This is a genomic window from Sphingobacterium prati (genome assembly GCF_013167215.1).
GTDB lineage: Bacteria > Bacteroidota > Bacteroidia > Sphingobacteriales > Sphingobacteriaceae > Sphingobacterium > Sphingobacterium prati.
On the sequence record NZ_JABJWY010000038.1, the window covers coordinates 423,115 to 438,755 of the forward strand.

14 protein-coding genes are annotated in these 15,641 nt (G+C 40.2%); 7 read left to right on the forward strand and 7 right to left on the reverse strand.

Annotated elements, in window-relative coordinates:
• Positions 1–151 precede the first annotated feature (151 nt).
• On the forward strand, positions 152–3,097 hold the full coding sequence (locus HPC41_RS21260) for a M16 family metallopeptidase (RefSeq protein WP_172396095.1): 2,946 nt from the start codon (positions 152–154) through the stop codon (positions 3,095–3,097).
• A gap of 220 nt (positions 3,098–3,317) precedes the next feature.
• Here the strand turns inward: HPC41_RS21260 and HPC41_RS21265 are convergent, their stop codons facing one another.
• The gene (locus HPC41_RS21265) at positions 3,318–3,839 is read right to left on the reverse strand and encodes an NADPH-dependent FMN reductase (RefSeq protein ID WP_172396096.1); all 522 of its coding nucleotides are present in this window, start codon (positions 3,837–3,839) and stop codon (positions 3,318–3,320) included.
• A 227-nt stretch (positions 3,840–4,066) separates the two neighbouring features.
• Between HPC41_RS21265 and HPC41_RS21270 the strand changes: the two genes are divergently transcribed.
• The 5 genes from HPC41_RS21270 to lepB all read left to right on the forward strand — a co-directional run bounded on the left by HPC41_RS21270 (position 4,067) and on the right by lepB (position 9,025).
• Positions 4,067–4,864, forward strand: coding sequence for a ParA family protein (locus HPC41_RS21270; protein WP_172396097.1), 798 nt, complete (start codon positions 4,067–4,069; stop codon positions 4,862–4,864).
• A gap of 1 nt (position 4,865) precedes the next feature.
• Entirely contained in the window at positions 4,866–5,801 is a 936-nt protein-coding gene (locus HPC41_RS21275; protein WP_172396098.1) for a ParB/RepB/Spo0J family partition protein, read from the forward strand.
• Position 5,802: 1 nt separating this feature from the next.
• Positions 5,803–6,525 (forward strand): DUF5683 domain-containing protein, encoded by a 723-nt coding sequence (locus tag HPC41_RS21280; RefSeq protein ID WP_172396099.1) that lies wholly within the window; start codon positions 5,803–5,805, stop codon positions 6,523–6,525.
• A 171-nt stretch (positions 6,526–6,696) separates the two neighbouring features.
• Positions 6,697–7,440 carry a 4-hydroxy-tetrahydrodipicolinate reductase gene (gene dapB / locus HPC41_RS21285; protein WP_172396100.1) on the forward strand — a complete coding sequence of 248 codons (744 nt, stop codon included), beginning with the start codon at positions 6,697–6,699 and terminating at the stop codon, positions 7,438–7,440.
• A 16-nt stretch (positions 7,441–7,456) separates the two neighbouring features.
• Positions 7,457–9,025, forward strand: a complete 1,569-nt coding sequence (gene lepB / locus HPC41_RS21290) for a signal peptidase I (RefSeq protein WP_172396101.1) — start codon at positions 7,457–7,459, stop codon at positions 9,023–9,025.
• 148 nt (positions 9,026–9,173) lie between these two features.
• Here the strand turns inward: lepB and HPC41_RS21295 are convergent, their stop codons facing one another.
• Entirely contained in the window at positions 9,174–9,890 is a 717-nt protein-coding gene (locus HPC41_RS21295; protein WP_172396102.1) for a pyridoxine 5'-phosphate synthase, read from the reverse strand.
• A gap of 60 nt (positions 9,891–9,950) precedes the next feature.
• Here HPC41_RS21295 and cdaA point away from each other — a divergent pair, with 60 nt between their 5' ends.
• A complete protein-coding gene (cdaA, locus tag HPC41_RS21300; RefSeq protein ID WP_172396103.1) occupies positions 9,951–10,745 on the forward strand; it encodes a diadenylate cyclase CdaA in 795 nt (264 codons plus the stop codon).
• Between the two features lie 56 nt (positions 10,746–10,801).
• Here the strand turns inward: cdaA and HPC41_RS21305 are convergent, their stop codons facing one another.
• The 5 genes from HPC41_RS21305 to HPC41_RS21325 all read right to left on the reverse strand — a co-directional run bounded on the left by HPC41_RS21305 (position 10,802) and on the right by HPC41_RS21325 (position 15,599).
• Positions 10,802–11,647 (reverse strand): DUF2911 domain-containing protein, encoded by an 846-nt coding sequence (locus tag HPC41_RS21305; protein ID WP_172396104.1) that lies wholly within the window; start codon positions 11,645–11,647, stop codon positions 10,802–10,804.
• 230 nt (positions 11,648–11,877) lie between these two features.
• Positions 11,878–13,170 carry a sugar MFS transporter gene (locus tag HPC41_RS21310; RefSeq protein WP_172396105.1) on the reverse strand — a complete coding sequence of 431 codons (1,293 nt, stop codon included), beginning with the start codon at positions 13,168–13,170 and terminating at the stop codon, positions 11,878–11,880.
• A 279-nt stretch (positions 13,171–13,449) separates the two neighbouring features.
• Positions 13,450–13,875 (reverse strand): hotdog fold thioesterase, encoded by a 426-nt coding sequence (locus HPC41_RS21315; RefSeq protein ID WP_172396106.1) that lies wholly within the window; start codon positions 13,873–13,875, stop codon positions 13,450–13,452.
• On the reverse strand, positions 13,841–14,389 hold the full coding sequence (locus tag HPC41_RS21320) for a DinB family protein (protein WP_172396107.1): 549 nt from the start codon (positions 14,387–14,389) through the stop codon (positions 13,841–13,843). The genes HPC41_RS21315 and HPC41_RS21320 overlap by 35 nt, the downstream gene beginning before the upstream one ends.
• Entirely contained in the window at positions 14,370–15,599 is a 1,230-nt protein-coding gene (locus HPC41_RS21325; protein ID WP_172396108.1) for a sensor histidine kinase, read from the reverse strand. The genes HPC41_RS21320 and HPC41_RS21325 overlap by 20 nt, the downstream gene beginning before the upstream one ends.
• Between the last annotated feature and the right edge of the window lie 42 nt (positions 15,600–15,641).

Here is a 15,641-nt window from a genome sequence, read left to right on the forward strand (position 1 = left end):
ATTGGGAAATATAATTGATAAATTGCCGTATTCCAGCCACAGCGAACAACATGCAACAGCGCAGCAGCATAAATTGTTTTTGTCGTGTATTTAAATATATTGTATATCCACAGCAATTTATCTAAGTTTGAATTGAAAAGAAAAAGGAAATATGATTAAAAACCTATTTAAAATTACCGCTGTTACGTTTGCCTTAACAACAGCGGGGGTTACTTTGTTTGCCCAAAACGCCAAGTTTGACTGGAAAGAAACCACAGAGGGCGGGTATACCTACAAGTACGTGACCAATGATCCTACCCATTCAAGGTTTTATAAACTTAAAAATGGCTTAACCGTTATCCTCAGTCCAACCAAAAAGGAACCGCGTATCCAAACCTACATCGCAACCAAAGCAGGGAGTAAAACGGATCCAAAAGATCACACAGGTTTGGCCCACTATCTGGAACATATGCTCTTCAAGGGTACGGACAAATTCGGATCTAAAGATTGGGCCAAGGAAAAGCCTTTATTGGATCAGATCGACGCACTGTATGAGAAGTATAATAGTACAACTGATGAAGCACAGCGGAAAGCGATATATAAAGAGATCGATCGTGTGTCTGGCGAAGCTGCAAAGTATGCAATTGCAAATGAATACGATAAGCTGATGGCTTCCATGGGGGCAGAAGGTACCAACGCATTTACTTCGTTTGAACAGACGGTATATCAAGAGCAGATCCCAAGCAATGTGGTGGATAAGTATCTTGCTGTCCAAGCCGAGCGTTTCAGAAACCCTATCCTCCGCCTTTTTCATACAGAGCTAGAAGCGGTATATGAAGAGAAAAATATTGGATTGGATAAAGATAGCCGCAAGGCTGTTGAAGCTATGTTTGAAGCTGCATTCCCAAATAATAATTACGGAAAGCAAACTACTATTGGGACAGTGGAACACCTGAAAAACCCGTCATTAAAAGCAATCCGTGAATATTTTCATACTTATTATGTGCCCAACAATATGGGGGTGATCATGTCCGGGGATTTTGATCCCACAGAAGTGGTCAAGAAGGTAGAGCGGAGTTTTGCCTATATGCAGCCAAAAGAAATACCTGCATATACTTTTGATCCGGAAAAGCCGATTTTAAGTCCAATTGTCCGTGAGGTGAAAGGTCCCGATGCTGAATTTATGTTTATGGGCTTTCGTTTTCCCGGGGCAGCGACCAAGGATGCGCAGCTGTTAAATCTGATGAGTCAGATTTTGACCAACGGTTCCGCTGGTCTGATTGATCTGGATTTAGTGAAGAACCAGAAATTATTGGGGGCAGGAGCCTTTCCGTATGTATTGAAAGATTACTCGCTATTGATCCTGCAGGGGAATCCTAGCCAGGGACAGAGCCTGGAGGAAGTGCAGCAGTTGCTGTTAAAAGAATTGGAAAAACTGCGTAAAGGCGAGTTTTCGGATGATTTGATCGGTGCAATTGTCAACAATGAGAAAAAAGATGAGATCAAACAGCATGAAAGTTATGGTGAGCGGGCTGAAGCACTGATGGATGCTTTCACATCTGGCCAGGACTGGGCATCGGTAGTGAGTTATTCTGATGGATTGAACAAAATCACAAAACAGGATATCGTCGATTTTGCCAATAAGTACCTAAACGAGAACAACTATGTCGTGGTGTATAAACGCAAGGGCGTAGATAATAACGTAGTTAAAGTCGTGAAACCGGAAATTACGCCTGTCACTGTGAATCGTGACGATCAATCTGATTTCTTGAAAACAGTGGCGGCAATGCCCGAGGACAAAATCCAACCGGTGTGGGTAGACTATAATAAAGATGTTCAGAAAGCTGCAGCTAATGGATTGCCGGTACTTGCTGTCAAGAATAATGATAACGAATTATTTTCCCTGTCTTATCGTTTTGATGTGGGTAAATGGAATAATAAATTACTTTCGCTGGCGGCTGGTTACCTGGAATTTTTAGGTACGAAAGACAAGTCCAGTGAGCAATTCAGTAAAGATTTTTATCAATTAGCATCTGATTTTTCGGTATCGGCTGGAAACGAAGAGACATTGGTTTCGATCTCGGGGCTAAATTCGAATTTTATCGCCACGCAAACTTTAATCCAAGACTTATTGCGCAATTGTGTTGCTGACCAGGAAGCTTTCAAGATGTATATCGCGCGTCTTAAAAAATCAAGAGCTAATGCCAAGGAAAATAAGGCTGCTATTATGGAGGGGCTGAAATCGTATGCAAAATATGGGGCCAAAAATCCATTCAATAACGTGTTCACGGATGCAGAATTGGATGCATTGAAAGCAGAGGATTTGGTGAAAGCACTTCATGATCTGGCTAATATGAAACATACTTTGCTTTATTTTGGGCCCTTGAGTGTCGGTGAATTTGTTGCAAAGGCAAAACCGTTAAAACAAGGTTCAGGGGACTATGTTCAAGGAGCGAAAGCTATGGTGTTCACTGAGCAGCCGACCAGTAAAAATCAAGTGTTGTTTGCAGATTTTGATATGAAGCAAGCTGAGGTATTCTGGTACAGGACATCAGGAGTTTATTCTGCAGTACTAACCCCTACCGTGTCATTGTTCAATAACTACTTTGGAGGAGGTATGGGAAGTATCGTGTTCCAGACTATCCGTGAATCAAAAGCGTTGGCTTACTCGACTTACGCATTTTATGGGCAGCCTTATAAAAAGCAAAATCATTATACGGTAGGTGCTTATGTCGGTACACAGGCTGATAAATTCAATGAAGCTATAAAGGGGATGAATGAATTACTGGACCTGTTGCCTGAAAGTGCGAAAGGCTTGGATATCGCTAAGGTAAGCTTGCAGAAATCGATTGCCAGTGAGCGTGTGCTAAATGCGTCTGTTTTAAGCAGCTACTTGGCCGCTCAGCGTTTGGGGAATGCAACGGATATTCGTAAAACGGTGTATGAGCAGGCTCCTAAGTTGACGTACGGTGACCTAAGCACGTTTCATAAGAAAGAGATGAGCCAAAAGTCGTATGTATATTGTATTGTAGCAAAGGAGACTAATCTTAAGCAAGAAGATCTTGCAAAATTAGGCGAAGTAAAAAAACTAGACTTAAACGAGTTGTTTGGGTATTAGTTTGTAGAAAGGAGACGTTAGTTTTTTTATCCTTTGGCTGACTAACGTCTCCTTTCTTTAGGTTACTTGAATAAGAAGGCTTTCGATATGTATCGAGGGCCTTCTTGTTATTACTGTATCTTTATCTTCAACGCTTGAGCCTGCCGTTACCTCAGGAAAGCGGAAGAGGGTAGTGCGTATAAAGGGATGGTGTGATTTGAAGATGTTCCCAGAAGGCGAATCAAAACCGCGCGATTTCTTCAATCTGTTCGTTGATAAACTGCAGTGTATCCTCTTTAAATAATTCCCCATTTTCGTTTAATTCCTGCTGTACATTGGGAAGGAAGATCTTGAGAGGGAGAACATGCATTCTGAGGTAGTGGCATATGCCGGTGAGATGGTCTATCCCGCGTAGGTTGCCATATCTTCCAGAAGATAATCCGACCAACGCAACTTTTTTGTGGTAAAAACTGATGGGAAAGGAGCAGCAGTCAATAAACAGCTTGAGGGCACCTGGTATGCTCCCATTATATTCTGGTGCCACAAAAATAAACATATCAGCTTCGCTAACCTTTTTCTGTATAGGTTCAAAAGCTGCGCTTCTTTTGCCGTAAAGGTCTGTTTCTAAAATATTTGCAGGCAGATCTGATAGGGAAAAGATCTCGTTCTCAATGGATTTACGATTAAGTAGCTGTTGGTAGCATTTTGCTATTTTTAACGTCTTACTATGAGGACGGTTTGTTCCGGATATTATTAAAATCATTGTGTTGTTGATACTTATAAAAAGCACTATTTCAAAGTGGATACATATCTTGATTTTTTGTATCTTAGCATCCTGAGGATATGTGCTTTTGATCAATCAAAAGTACAAAATATGCTGAATTTGTTAGGCTAATTTAAATTTAGTGTAAATATTTGGACAAATAAATCTTCAGGAAAGTGAAATGTAGTGTAAAATGACATTTTAATTAAGAAAGGTTTTCATTCAAGATGGGAAAAGTAATCGCAATCGCAAACCAAAAAGGTGGGGTCGGAAAAACCACAACGTCAATTAACTTGGCGGCTAGTTTGGCGGTTTTAGAATATAAAACATTGTTGGTGGATGCGGATCCTCAAGCGAACTCAACTTCTGGGATTGGTTTTGACCCTCGTACAATCAATGAGAGTATATATGAATGTTTGGTTAACGATCTAAACCCGAGAGACGCTATTCAATCAACTGAAACGCCAAATCTGGATCTGTTGCCCGCTCACATCGACTTGGTTGGTGCAGAGATTGAAATGATCAATATGCACGAGCGCGAGTACAAGATGAAAAAGATCTTGGATCAAGTGAAAAACGATTATGATTTTATAATCATCGACTGCTCCCCTTCATTGGGCTTAATTACCATTAATGCCCTGTCGGCATCTGACTCCGTAATCATCCCTGTTCAATGTGAATATTTTGCCTTGGAAGGACTTGGTAAATTGCTGAACACAATTAAAATTGTTCAAAACCGTTTAAATACTAGTTTGGAGATTGAGGGGATTTTATTGACGATGTATGATGTTCGTTTAAGACTCTCCAATCAGGTTGTCGAAGAAGTAAAGACACATTTTACGGATTTAGTTTTTGACACCATCATTCAACGTAATACCCGTTTAAGTGAAGCTCCTAGCTTCGGTATTTCTGTTATCATGCATGACGCTTCCTGTAAAGGTGCGATCAATTATTTGAATTTAGCGCGTGAAATATTACAGAAAAACGGGCATCTTAATGAAATGAATACAACAGTAACCGCATAATATGGCAGCACATCAGCGTAAAACAGGACTGGGGAGAGGTTTAGGTGCGCTATTAAACGATAGTGTAGAAGCTCCTGCTAAAAGTAATCAGCAAGTTGAAGAGGCACCATTAGTGACTTCTTCTGTAATAAATACAACGAAAGAGAACGGCAGCATCAGTCATGTCCGGGTAGAAGAAATATCGGTGAACCCATTTCAGCCCCGTACGGAATTCGATCCGGTTGCATTACAGGAATTAGCTGAATCCATTATCTTACAGGGTTTAATCCAGCCGATTACAGTACGTAAGATTTCGGACGGAAACTATCAATTGATCTCTGGGGAGCGACGTCTTCGGGCTTCAAGATTAGCGGGATTAACAGAAATTCCAGCTTATATACGTACGGCCAATGATCAGCAAATGCTGGAAATGGCATTGATCGAAAATATCCAACGTGAAAACTTAAATGCTATTGAAGTTGCTTTGAGTTTTCAGCGCATGATTGAGGAGTGTAATTTAAAGCAAGAGGAATTGGGGGAACGTGTTAGCAAGAACCGTTCAACAGTCACGAATTATTTGCGCTTATTGAAACTTCCACCCGTTATTCAAGCGGCTATTCGTGATGGCGCATTGACCATGGGGCACGCACGTGCATTGATCAATATCGCAGAAGTCGATAAGCAGCTATATATCTTTAAATTGATTATCGATCAGGGGCTCTCCGTTAGAAAAGCCGAAGAACTTGTCCGTGAAATCCAAAAAGGAGGCAAGAAAAAAGCAAATAAGGACAAAGCTCCAAAGTCCTTTCAGCTACAGAAAATAGAAGATGATCTGGCTTCAAAATTTTCTTCAAGAGTCAAGTTGAACTTAAAGAGCACCAAAGGTAAGGGGGCTATTGAGATTCCTTTTGAATCGGAGGATGATTTGAGCCGTATTCTTGAACTTTTAGACTGGTAACATGACCAAGTTAATAAGCTTGTTCTTTGCTGTATTTGCTGTACTTATGGTACAGGGACAAACTACCGATACAATTTCCAAAAAACCGGTTCAGACAATCAAAAAGGAAGGTTTGAATCCCAAAGCAGCACAGGATACGGTTAAAAAAGAATCCCGAAAAGAGCGCAAAAAGCGTGAAAAAGAGGAAGCTAAAGCCAAGGAGAAGGTTGTGTTTAAAGATTCAACCCGATTAGCTATTGAGGCAAAAAATAAACAGGCCTGGAAACGTTCTCTGGTGCTTCCGGGCTGGGGACAATATACCAATGGCGGTGTGTGGTGGATAAAAGTGCCTGTAATCTATGGGGGATTGGCTACCACAGTCCTCGTTTTTGATTTTAATAATCGGTACTATAAAGAACTATTGGGGGTATTGCAAGATAGAGCCGAAGGTCGGCCAGTAGATCCTTTTTATCTCAATATTCCAGATGAGTCCATTATTCGGGCAAAGGATAATGCAAGGCGAAACCGGGATCTGATGGTACTGCTTACCCTTGGCGTCTATGGATTGAATGTTGCCGAAGCTTATATCGATTCTATGCTAAAATATAGATGGAGTATCGGGGACGACAAACCTAAGAAGACCGCTTTTTCTATTGGACCTACATTGATGGATGCCAGTCTCGCATCCGGAACGTCTACTTTTAAGCCTACAGTTGGATTAAAGTTGTCCATGAAATTCAATTAATAACTTACTCCCACGGGCCGCGCAAGCAATAAACCAGGGAGACTTGAGATGTTATTAATCTTTGAATAGGCATGCACCTGATAAAAAAAACGTTGTTTACCACGGTTTTGTGTCTGTTTTTCACTGGAATTTTTTAATTTTAAAAATAAACTATACTTATTTTCTAGATATATGAACATCATTCTCTTGGGATATGGCAAAATGGGGCAGATTATCGAAAGGTATGCACTGAAAAGAGGCCATCAAATTTTTTTAGTTGTGGATGAAAATAATCGCCCTGGCCTGACAGTTGATGATATCAAGGGGGCTGATGTAGCAATCGACTTTAGTGTACCATCTGCTGCTTTGGATAATATGAACCTTTGTTTGGAAGCAGGGGTGCCGATTGTAGTCGGTACAACAGGCTGGTACGATCAGCTGGAAAGCGTCCGAGAAAAATGTTTGGACATGGAGGGAACTATTTTATATGGTTCAAATTTTTCAATCGGCGTGAATGTGTTCTTCCATATCAACCGTATGTTGGCACAGGCTTTACAGCCTTATAAACAATATGATGTTCAGGTAGAAGAAATTCACCATATCCACAAATTGGACGCACCGAGTGGTACAGCGATTACCATTGCTGAAGGTATCTTAGATAACAGTGATGTGAAGACAAACTGGGTGAATACCGTTGTTGGAGAGCAAGATGAAATTATTCCTAAACCACAGGAACTTCTTATAGAGAGCCATCGAATTGAAGAAGTACCGGGTACGCATACTGTGTTGTACAGTTCCGAAGTGGATCAGATAGAATTTAAACATACTGCCCATAGCCGTGATGGCTTTGCTTTAGGCGCTGTAGTCGCCGCCGAATGGTTGAATGGTAGAAAAGGATTCTATCAGGTGACGGAAATTTTTGATTTTAATAAATAGTACTAATAAATAGATTATGTGGTTAATTATCTTTGCGGTTTTAACAGCAATAGCGGGATATGGATTGTGGCAATTGTTTGTTAAAGCTGGCAGAAAAGGCTGGGAAGCAATCGTACCTTTTTATAGTCAATATATTCAAGCTAAATTAACAGGGAGGCCAACATGGTGGGTGATCTTACTGCTGGTGCCTATCGTCAATATCTTTGTTTTCTATAACCTTTATCTCGACTTTATCCATTGTTTTGGCAAACGCCGTTTTTGGGAAAATGCTGCTGCTGTTGTGGTACCATTCATTGTATTACCCATGTGGGCGAAAGATAATAACGTACGTTTTTTGAATGGTTTGTACGCTAAAAATCTGAAGGCTGCCACTCAGGAGGGGCTGGAATTAACTGCAGAAAAGCGGGCAGAGATTGAACAGGAGTCTTATCAGGAGTATAAAATTAAGTATCCTTATAAAAAATCTATGGTGCGTGAATGGGCGGATGCCATTGTGTTTGCCACTGTTGCAGCATCACTTATTCGTGGGTTTTTAATTGAAGCTTATATGATTCCTACGGGATCGATGGAGCGCACGCTATTGATCGGAGATTTTCTTTTTGTGAGCAAACTGAATTATGGCCCTCGCGTCCCCAATACACCCATTGCTTTTCCTTTTGCGCATCATACCATGCCAATAACAGGAGGTAAGGCCTATTCAGAACTGATTGAATTGCCTTATAAACGTCTTCCGGGATTTCAAAAGATCGAACGAAATGATGTTGTGGTTTTTAACTTCCCCGCAGGAGATACAGTCGCTCTGGAAAATCAGAATGCGAGTTATTATGATCTTGTAAGGGCCTACGGTTGGCAGACCGTCAATTCGCAATTTACCATCCAGGCTCGACCAATCGATAAACGCGAAAATTATATCAAACGTTGTGTGGGTTTGCCAGGCGATAAGATAGCGATGAAGGATGCCAAACTTTTTATCAATGACCAGCCAGGATTTGATCCGCCCGAAAGCCAGCTGGATTATATGGTATTGACCGATGGGACACCATTGAATATGGACCGTCTACGTGAACTGCGAATTGAAGCCGTTGGTTCTGACCAACAGCCTGGCTTATACCAGTTGTTTATGACCAAGGATGAGTTGGCATTGGTGAAGTCATGGTCCAATGTGAAAGAAATCAGGAGAAGCCCGGTTGGAGAAGGTGCCTATCCGTACGATCCTCAATATAAATGGAATTTTGATAATTTTGGGCCGATCTTGATTCCGAAAAAGGGCTGGACGGTTGCTTTAAATACACAAACTTTACCAATCTATGAGCGCGCAATTCGCGTCTATGAAAACAATAAACTCGAAAAGCGCGCCGACGGGATCTATATCAACGATGTTAAAGCAGATAGTTATACCTTTAAAATGGACTATTTCTGGATGATGGGGGATAACCGCCACAATTCGTTGGATTCCAGAGGCTGGGGTTTTGTTCCTGAAGATCATATCGTAGGTAAAGCATTATTTACCTGGATGAGTTGGGATGAGATTGGTTCGGGCCTTTCTAAAATTCGCTGGAACCGTATATTTAAAGGAATTCATTAATAGCGTTAAGGGGGGGCGTTCGTTTTGATAAATGATTTGAATAAAAAAGGGCTTTCTGCAAGAAAGCCTTTTTTTGAATAATTTTTTCTTTCAGAAAAACTGAAAGAGATCCCCGAATGGCGGAATAGGTGCAATCCCATTGTCCCGTTTATTTTAAACAGGCCAGATAACGTTTGATTGTCTCCTCGAGCCCCAAGTATAAAGCATCTGAAATTAAGGCGTGACCAATACTCACCTCCAATAGTTCAGGTATATGCTGATTGAAATACTGGAGATTATTGAGGTCCAAATCATGACCGGCATTCAAACCCAGTCCTACCTCGCGTGCTTTAAGCGCCGCTTTGAAATAAGGTTGGATCGCAGCTTCTTTATCAAAACCATATTCGCTGGCAAAACCTTCGGTATATAACTCGATTCGATCTGTGCCTGTCTCTGCAGCAGCCTCAACCATGTCTTCAATGGGATCTACAAAGATTGATACCCGGATGCCCGCATCTTTGAACAATTGGCACATATCCTTTAAATAAGCGCTGTTTTTGATGGTATCCCAACCGTGATTGGAGGTCAATTGTCCTTCAGCATCAGGAACTAATGTGACTTGGGCAGGTTTGTTCGCCAATACAAGGTCAACGAATTTCTGTTCCTGACAATTGCCTTCAATATTAAGCTCAGTCTGAATTTCAGCTTTTAGATCGAATACGTCCTGATAACGGATATGCCGTTCATCCGGTCTTGGATGTACCGTGATGCCTTGTGCCCCAAAACGTTCACAAGCTAATGCTGCAGATACAAGATTAGGGTTGTTGCCCCCTCTGGAATTTCTGAGTGTTGCGATTTTATTGATATTTACTGAAAGTCTAGTCATTTTCCTGTATGTTATACCGTAAAAATACAAATAATATCTATTTTTTTTTAACTTGCATGTATGGATGGAATCGATTATAGCTTGTTTAGTGGCTTTCGCCTATTGGACGTTATCGATATTATATTGGTGGCGATTATTATCTACTATATCTATAGTTTGATTCGCGGTACCATCGCCGTGAATATCTTGATCGGAGTTGCCTTGTTTTATGGTGTCTATATTGTTGTCAAACAGATGCACATGCGTCTATTGACCGAGATATTTGGCGGATTTATATCCGTAGGATCCATTGCGCTTATTGTGGTATTCCAGCAGGAAATCAGGCGCTTTTTACTTCACGTGGGTAAAAATATATCGATGAAGCGGAAAAAGGTATTCTGGTCTTTTTTAGGAAATAAAAAAGCGATACAGAAGGATCTGACTGAAGATCTAAAACCAATTGTCGAGGCCTGCAGGAGTATGTCACGTACACGGACAGGGGCCTTACTGGTCTTCTCAAAATATTTTGATGAAGAATATTACCAGAGCAGCGGCGAATATATTGATGCCCATATTTCGAAACGGTTAATAGAAAGTATCTTCCATAAAAACAGTCCCCTACATGATGGGGCAGTTGTGATTGTCGACTTCAAGATTATGACGGCTTCCTGTGTATTGCCGCTTTCGGATAGTGACGACCTACCCCTTCAGTTTGGATTGCGGCACCGTGCGGCAATCGGCGTGACGGAGATCTCTGATGCAATTGCGGTCATTGTTTCTGAAGAAACTGGCGAGATATCTTTTGCAAAAGACGGAAACGTGAATATGAATGTTTCACCCGAAGAATTGGAACAGTTGCTAAAAGATGAGTTATAAAAAACGGCACCGTAAATACGATGCCGTTTTTTATAATTTAAAATTATTCAAATGCCTTATTTTTTTGCGGCATTGATTACTTGCGTATTCAGCTTGATGTATTCGCTATTTTTACCTTCTGTAGCGACTTCAACTCCCTTGGTGGCGGTTTCTATAGCTCCCTTTTTATCTCCAGCTTTAAGTTGCGCTTTTGCTTTCCAGTACAATACATGGGCTGCCTTAGGTTGTGCTTTGGCTGCTTCATCAAACCATGTTAATGCCTTATTTAAATCCAGATTGTTGTTGAAATAGTATTGGGCAGCGGCGAAATATGGTTTTTTCTCCCCTTTCATTGCTTCGTCGATGGATGCAATAATTTTTGCCTGTTGATTGACTTTAAGGTCAATCTTTACTGCTGTTTTTTCCCACGCAAGCGTTAATACGGCGTCCGTTGGAGTAACATTGTCAAAAGACAGTGTAAATGTTTCTACGGGGTTGCTTAAAGGCTGTGGTTTAACGTTAAAACGAACAGCGTCTTCGGATTGATTGTAGGTATAAGCACCCCATTGTTTGGTATTCTTGCTAATAATAACGGTCCATTCAGTTTTGTTTGGAATGGTGAATAATGCATATGTTCCAGCAGGGAGTGTATGTCCATTTAGCGTGACATCGCCTTCAAATGTCAAGGTTGTATTGGTATTGGCACCTGTACGCCATACCTCGTTGTAAGGTACGAGCTCACCAAAAATCTTACGGCCGTTCATACTTGGACGGCTGTAGTTAAGCGTTACATTTTCAATTCCTAAACCTTGTGTGATGGTTTGGGCGCTACTTGCTGCCGGTAGTTTTAACTGGGCAAAAGATTCATTCGCAGTAAATAGTAAGGCTGCTGCAAAAGCAATGGCAAAGAATTTCTTTTTCATTTGTTCGATAATTATTGTTTGAGCTTTTCAGCCCGATTATTTATGCATGTTGAATTGCTAATTAATGGCTAACGCTTTCTTATTTTATAAAAACATTTCGCATGATTGTATGAATGAAGCCTGTTGCAATTAACTCGGATTCATTTCTTAAAAATAACAAGAATTTCACAAAAACGGGCATCTATTTTTAGATGCCCGTTTTTGTGAAATTATATAGTTTTTGTATTACATTACGCTTTTTTACCAATTTTATGGCCAGCTATTGAAAAATACATGATATACAGGTATCCTGGAATCATCGCATAAAGGAATGCATGTTGGAAATCAATATGTAGGTGGTCTTTTAAATAGCCGTATACTAAAGGCCAAATTGCCCCTCCCGCAATCCCCATAATCATAATAGCAGAACCAGTTTTGGTGAACTTTCCAAGACCTTTGATTCCTAGTGGGAAGATCGCTGGCCACATTAAGGAGTTTGCAATCCCCAACAAAGCAACAAAGACGAATGATGTGGTTCCTGTCGTAAATACAGAGATCAGTGTAAATGTAATTCCAATAATTGTACAGATCCGTAATGCCATTTGTTGGGACACATATTTAGGAATCGAGATGATACCGATGATGTACCCGATCAACATGCATGAAAGTGTAAAAGCTGTGGCATAGGTCGTAAAGAACGGATCAACTTTTAGCTCGCGTGCATATACGCCAATAATATCGCCCGCCATTACTTCAACCGCAACACAGAAGAAGATCGCCAATGATCCCAAAAATAGATGTGGGAATTGGAAGATCGAAGTCTTTTTCACTGTGACAGCACCATTTTCTTCTCCACTTTCTTCTTCTGCATCGACATCAACTTCTGGAAGATGGGTGAATTTTAAGAAAATTGCGAATGCAACGAAGATTACTGCAAGGGAGATGTAAGGGGTATGAACGCGTTGAAGAAGATCATCCAAAATAGCGTTTTTTTGTACTATATCTGCCGTCGCTTCTAATTTTGCCGTCACATTTTGTGCATCTTTCAAAAAAAGTGTTCCAAATAGTATAGGAACGATGATTCCCGCTGATTTATTAAAGAATCCCGCAATTGAAATCCGTTGTGCAGCGCTATCAATCGGGCCAATAATACTTAAATAAGGATTGACAGCAGTTTGAAGTAAGGCCATTCCGGATCCCTGAATGAATATACCCGTTAAGAATAAGGCATAACTTCTGCTGTCAGCAGCAGGTATGAAAATCAATGATCCCAAGCCTAATATAACAAGACTGACGACTAAGCCATTTTGGAAGCCTATTTTTTTAATTATAACTGAACTTGGAAGTGCCAGAAAAAAATAAGCAATATAGGAAGCGAAGGTTACGAAAAATGCCTGCAAGTCTGTTTCTAGGTTACATGCAATTTTCAGGAATGGAATTAGTGTTCCATTTGCCCAGGTAATAAAACCGAGGATAAAAAATAATCCACAGCAAATGGCCATAGGGCGAAAAGCTGTTTTACCAACGTTAGGATTAGTGGTCATGTTTTGTTTTATATATTTAGTTAAGTTATCGTTGACGGATTGTCAATCAGAAAAAAATAGCTTTAAACAAACGATTGCATGCTATTTTTGTTGATTTTTAAAATATCCATCTTACAAGACTACTTAATTTTCTTGAATATTGGAAATAAATAAAGGGGTATTTTGATAATTATTTGGCAAAAAAAAGAAGAATAAATTATGGTTATTATCCTTCTTTATGCGCAAATATTGTTGATTTTGAATTGTGCGGTATTTATAATTCGAGCTAGCCGTAGCTGGTTACTTTGGTACTATAGCCACTGTTAGTCTTGAGATACAATTCAATTTATTGAAGCGGTCATACATTTTTATCTCCCAAATATGAGTCGATCGCCCGATATGAATTGGGCTGCATTTTGCCGTAATAATTCCACTGCTTACCGGTCTAATATGATTTGCATTGACTTCGAGTCCTACACCTCGATATTTATCCGGATCGACCACCAAATTGGATGCAATACTTCCTAAAGATTCTGCAAGTACGACCGAGGCACCACCATGCAGGATCCCATGTGGTTGTTTCACATTGTCCGTGACAGGCATGGTAGCCGTAATACTATCATCGTCTATTTCGGTTGCCCTGATTTCCAATAGTCCCGAGAGGTATTTGTTGAAAAAGACATTTATCTCCTCAATGTTGTAAGGCTGAAACCAAATTTTTGACATCGTCTGAATTTAAATAACGTTCCTGGATGATAATACGATGGTGATTGAGATGCCCTGCAATCACGTATAATAATGCTTTTACACTGGTCAGTCGCTCCGAAGCCATGCCTTTGCGTTCTAATTCTGCATCGTTAAAGCTGCGGAAGAGCATTAGATTTGCCTTACGTAGATAAGTAAATTCCTTGCTTAGACTTTCCAATGTGCGATCATTGTAACGGGAATATTGAATTAAATAGTCTTGATCGTAACCAGCCAGCTCTTTCAGATCGTTGCGTGAAAAACGTAATGCACGGTAGGCCATGATACGTTCATTGTCAATAACATGTCCCACGACTTCTTTAATTGTCCATTTGTCTTCTGCATATTTGAAATTCCCCCTTTCTTCTGGGATGGTATCCAAAAATGCCGGAAAGGAGAGTGTTTGTTCTTCTAATGTATCTAATACGTTATCGACTACAGTCTCAATATAAGGAGCATAAACTGCTGGATATTCATCAGATTTGAGTGGCTTCATATTTTAAGTTGCTTTTTAAGATTATTCGAAATGTTGTTCCTTTACCTATTTCAGATTCTTTAACAAAGATTTGTCCTTGATGATACCGTACCATCCGTTTGGTTAGGCTAAGGCCAAGTCCCCAACCTCTTTTGCGCGTTGTAAAACCTGGCTGAAAGACAGAATCAAAATTTGACCTTGAAATTCCTTTGCCCGTATCACTAATGTCTATAAAAATTTCTTCTTTCGCAATATTTTCTGAAATATTAACAGTTATCTTGCCTTCGGTACCAATTGCATTTACGCCGTTTTTCAATAAATTCTCAATGATCCAATCAAAGAGGGGAACATTAAGTTTGGCCTCTACATGGGTATCTCCGGTTAATTCGAATGTAATTTTATTACTGGTACGTATGCGGAAATAATCAATGTAATTTTTGATGACATCATACAGGTTGTGGGTGGTCAATACCGGTGTTGACCCTATTTTTGAAAAACGATCGGCAACGATTTCTAATCTTTTAATATCGTTTTCCATTTCATTCAGGGTATCATCGTCTTCGGCGTCAAATTTGATGCGAATCAGCTCCAGCCAGCCCATCAATGAAGATATTGGGGTGCCCAATTGATGGGCAGCTTCTTTTGTTAGCCCCACCCAGACAAGGTTCTGCTCGGATTTTCGAATGGAATTGAAAACGGTATAAGCAATAATCAGGAAAAGAGCAATCAGTGATAACTGAACATAAGGGAATACCCGTAATTGTTGCAAAAACCAGGAGTCTTTATAGTAAACATGCCACTTTTGACCATTCTCCAATTCGAGGGTAATGGGCGGATGACTTTTCTTCATAAAGGCAAGCTGTTTCTGGAAATAAGCAGGGTCATAATCCAGATGTTTTGTAACACTGTCGTTGTGGATTGGTTTGATATTCGTCTTGGTAGAATCTAGATTACGCCAAAAAATAATCTCCTCTTTATCGTCGGTAATAATTGCGGGTAAATTTAAACTATCCCTGACGGCATAGATGAATGTAATGAATTCATCGTCGACATCGGGCATCGTCATAATGTTTTTGGTGCTCATTGCCCAAACTTCAGCTTTTGAACGTTCGGCATGCGCAAGGTTTCGGACAAGATAATTGGTGTAAACCAGGGATGCGATCGCGATGATTGCCGCAAAGATGAGCAAAATAAATTTCCAGCGTTGTTGGCTTATCTGAGAGGGTTTCATGATTCCGTATTTTGTACTCTATTGCAAATTAATGAATAAATG

Bases quoted from the DNA above. Each gene is read 5' to 3' on its own strand.
- HPC41_RS21295 (WP_172396102.1), bottom strand. From the start codon at position 9,890: ATGACTAGACTTTCAGTAAATATCAATAAAATCGCAACACTCAGAAAT.
- dapB (WP_172396100.1), top strand. From the start codon at position 6,697: ATGAACATCATTCTCTTGGGATATGGCAAAATGGGGCAGATTATCGAA.
- HPC41_RS21310 (WP_172396105.1), bottom strand. From the start codon at position 13,170: ATGACCACTAATCCTAACGTTGGTAAAACAGCTTTTCGCCCTATGGCC.
- HPC41_RS21280 (WP_172396099.1), top strand. From the start codon at position 5,803: ATGACCAAGTTAATAAGCTTGTTCTTTGCTGTATTTGCTGTACTTATG.
- lepB (WP_172396101.1), top strand. From the start codon at position 7,457: ATGTGGTTAATTATCTTTGCGGTTTTAACAGCAATAGCGGGATATGGA.
- HPC41_RS21320 (WP_172396107.1), bottom strand. From the start codon at position 14,389: ATGAAGCCACTCAAATCTGATGAATATCCAGCAGTTTATGCTCCTTAT.
- HPC41_RS21260 (WP_172396095.1), top strand. From the start codon at position 152: ATGATTAAAAACCTATTTAAAATTACCGCTGTTACGTTTGCCTTAACA.
- cdaA (WP_172396103.1), top strand. From the start codon at position 9,951: ATGGATGGAATCGATTATAGCTTGTTTAGTGGCTTTCGCCTATTGGAC.
- HPC41_RS21325 (WP_172396108.1), bottom strand. From the start codon at position 15,599: ATGAAACCCTCTCAGATAAGCCAACAACGCTGGAAATTTATTTTGCTC.
- HPC41_RS21275 (WP_172396098.1), top strand. From the start codon at position 4,866: ATGGCAGCACATCAGCGTAAAACAGGACTGGGGAGAGGTTTAGGTGCG.
- HPC41_RS21270 (WP_172396097.1), top strand. From the start codon at position 4,067: ATGGGAAAAGTAATCGCAATCGCAAACCAAAAAGGTGGGGTCGGAAAA.
- HPC41_RS21305 (WP_172396104.1), bottom strand. From the start codon at position 11,647: ATGAAAAAGAAATTCTTTGCCATTGCTTTTGCAGCAGCCTTACTATTT.
- HPC41_RS21265 (WP_172396096.1), bottom strand. From the start codon at position 3,839: ATGATTTTAATAATATCCGGAACAAACCGTCCTCATAGTAAGACGTTA.
- HPC41_RS21315 (WP_172396106.1), bottom strand. From the start codon at position 13,875: ATGTCAAAAATTTGGTTTCAGCCTTACAACATTGAGGAGATAAATGTC.